The following is a 3119-nucleotide window of genomic DNA, read 5'->3' on the forward strand; positions in this document are numbered from 1 at the left end:
GTAGATCACGGCCGAAACTCATTGCGCCGCTGAATTTGTCGCAATCCGACTTACGCGTTGGGAATGGCGGGAGATGACCGGTGCGGACATTGGTCCGATTGCGACAAATTCAGCGGCGCAATGAGTTTCGGCCGTGATCTACCAGGCGATGAAAATTCGAATGATCTGTGATTAGAGAACCGTTCGGGAATGTTTCCTGGACGCTTGGTCACATCGAGAGGTTTCCGGGCACCAGGAACAGAAGGAATCTGAAAACAACTGCGCAAACAGAACGCCAATTGACACGCAACTGAAACACATCGACGCGCCGGGCGACATGCACGCGAAACGTTTTGGGAGGACGGTTGAACTCCACACAGGCTACGAACCCCAGGAGCGTCGCCGATGACGCCTGACCAGATTCGACTTGTCCAGGATAGTTTCCACGAGGTCCTCCCGATACGCGTGGCAGCCGCGGCTCTGTTCTATGAACGCCTGTTCGGGATCGACTCGGATCTTCGCGCACTGTTTCTGGCGAGCGACATGCCCAAGCAAGGTGCAAAGCTGATGGCGGACCTGGGCTTCGTCGTGCGCGGACTGGATCATGCCAACACCATCCTCCCGACAGTGCGCGAACTCGCCAAGCGTCACGTCACCTACGGCGTCAAGGAGCATCATTACCCGATCGTCGGGCAAGCGCTCATCGACACGTTGGCGGCCGGCCACGGCACGGCCTTCACGCCGGCGGTCCGCGAGGCTTGGGAGGCAGCCTATGCGTTGCTCGCAAGTATGATGATCGCGGCTGCCCGCGAGGATCAGCTCGCAGCGTGAGGCATCCGATGCCGGAACAATCGGCACTTAAGTTAGCTATGTTCACGCTTTGAAACCAAACGCTCCAGTGGCCCAGCCCGGCGGCCGCGATTGATAGTGGCTATCGATTTCCGTGATAGCGCACGCAGTCTGACGGATCCATTCCCTCGAATTCGATCATAATTCGACGCAGGCTCAAACGCTCACTCCCCTGATCTTATCGCAATCTCCTCTCATCGACGGCGCGAATGGTCGCGTCGCGTGGATGGAGATAAAAATGACCACTATCGATCACGCAAACTATTCCGCCTCGAGAGACAGGCTCGACGCTATCGGCTTCGCAAAATCCGCGATGCGCCTGGCCTTCCGTGCATCGAAGATGCGCAGGGTGCGAGTCGCGCTACATTCAATGCCCGACTACCTGCTTAAGGACATCGGCATCGGCCGCTCGGAGATCGATCACGTCACGTCCATGCGGTTTACAATTGCCAACAGCGCTCAACGCGGTCGCTTGAACGCGAAATGATGCCGATCCACCTTGATCCCGGGCCTGCTGAACGAGCTCGGCTCGGCGGACGCGAGAGGTTACCCCGAAGTCGAGCCAAGCCTTCAACACAAGAATTACTCAACCGCGCAATCCCTGGCGATCCCATCGCCGGGGATTTTTAGTGTTTTGAACAAGGCCTGCACTTCTCGCACAAAGTCCGTTTCGCCGCGTGGGAACGGATGGATCAAAGCAAATTCCACGAACGCAACCACCCTCGTTCAAACGCTGCATCATCATACGGGAGCGGTCGGCAAACCCGCCGCACCATTCTTGGAGAAAACGATGCAACACACCACCAAGGCCTCAAGGCCACCGTTGAACGGCGTCGACACGCCGAACCTTCTGGCAACGATCAACTTTGTCGCCGGCCAGCCTGAACTGGCCAAGTTCCAGTTCCGCGCCCACAACGAGTGGGTCGAAGGCACCCACAGCAAGAGCGTCATGCTCGACTTCCACGGCGCCGGCCAGGAACAGAAGCATGCCAAAGCCTATTACGCCGACAGCGACCACCCGGCCGTGCTGTGCGGCGCCGATCACGGCCCCACCCCGGTCGAATGGCTGCTGCATGCGCTCGCCAGCTGCCTGATGGCGGGCGTCGCCAACATCGCCGCGGCGCGCGGCATCAAGCTGACCAAGGTGCAGTGCTCGGTCGATGGCGACATCGATCTGCGCGGCATCCTCGGGATTTCCGACGAGGTCCGAAACGGCTTTCAGAACATCACGGTGGCGTTCGAAATCGAGGGCGATGCGCCGGCCGAGAAGCTCCAGCAACTGGTCGAGCAGGCACGGGCACGGTCCGCGGTCTTCGACGTGCTGACGAACGGTGTTTCCGTTTCGGTCGGTGTCAAAACCATCCAGTGATCCACCCGGAAAGGCGGTTCGGACGGGTGTCTGAACCGTCGCCCTCCAAAACTGATGGAAACCAATATGGAACAGGCTGACGTTGTCATCGTCGGCGCTGGCCAGGCGGGCATCGCCTTGAGCCATTGCCTTCGAAAACGCGGGATCTCGCATGTCGTTCTGGAACGCAGGCGCATTGGCGAACGGTGGCGGTCCTCGACATGGCGTTCGCTCCGCCTTTTGACGCCCAATTGGCTGAACGCGCTGCCAGGCTCCCCATATTGTGGCTCCGAACCCGACGGCTACATGAGCCGCGACGCGTTTGTGGAAACCCTGGTTGGCTATGCCCATCGATCGCAAGCGCCGGTGCGCTCGTACGTCGATGTCTTGTCGTGCGAACAGGATGGGCAAGGCTTCAGGCTGCGGACGACCGCCGGCGACTGGTCGGCGAAAGTCGTCGTTGTGGCCACTGGTCATTGCGACGTGCCGAGCATGCCCTTCCCGCTGCATACCAGCGCGGACCAAGCGGTCAGCATCCACGCTTCGCAGTACCGAAGTCCCGACCAGCTTGCGTCAGGCGGCGTGCTGGTTGTCGGCGCATCGTCGTCGGGCGTCCAGATTGCCGACGAGCTGCGACGCAGTGGCAGACGCGTAATCCTGTCCGTCGGCAAGCACACGCGTTTGCCGCGCATCTGGCGAGACAAGGATATCTTCTGGTGGCTCTACCATATGGGATTCATGTCCCAGCGGCTGGACGATTTGATAGATCCCGACAGCGCCAGACGACAGCCTTCACTTCAACTTGCCGGTCGGGCGGATCGCTCCAATGTCGATCTGGCGACCCTTCAGGGCATCGGAGTCGAACTCACCGGGCGGTTGAAAGGCATCTCGAACGGGACAATTGGCTTTGCCGATGATCTCAAAGATAGCATCGCGTCGGCGG

The 3119-nt window shown here is 59.8% G+C and carries 4 protein-coding genes; all 4 read left to right on the top strand.

What is annotated here, in order from left to right:
• The first annotated feature begins 384 nt into the window (after nt 1-384).
• On the top strand, nt 385-810 hold the full coding sequence (locus tag E5W87_RS23170; protein ID WP_292402771.1) for a globin family protein: 426 nt from the start codon (nt 385-387) through the stop codon (nt 808-810).
• Nucleotides 811-1066: 256 nt separating this feature from the next.
• Nucleotides 1067-1315, top strand: coding sequence for a DUF1127 domain-containing protein (locus tag E5W87_RS23175; RefSeq protein ID WP_292402776.1), 249 nt, complete (start codon nt 1067-1069; stop codon nt 1313-1315).
• 12 nt (nt 1316-1327) lie between these two features.
• Nucleotides 1328-2197, top strand: coding sequence for an OsmC family protein (locus tag E5W87_RS23180; protein WP_292402778.1), 870 nt, complete (start codon nt 1328-1330; stop codon nt 2195-2197).
• Between the two features lie 66 nt (nt 2198-2263).
• A partial coding sequence (locus tag E5W87_RS23185; RefSeq protein WP_292402780.1) for an NAD(P)/FAD-dependent oxidoreductase occupies nt 2264-3119 on the top strand: 856 nt, incomplete at its 3' end.

It is taken from the genome of Mesorhizobium sp. (assembly GCF_004962925.1).
Lineage (GTDB): Bacteria > Pseudomonadota > Alphaproteobacteria > Rhizobiales > Rhizobiaceae > Mesorhizobium.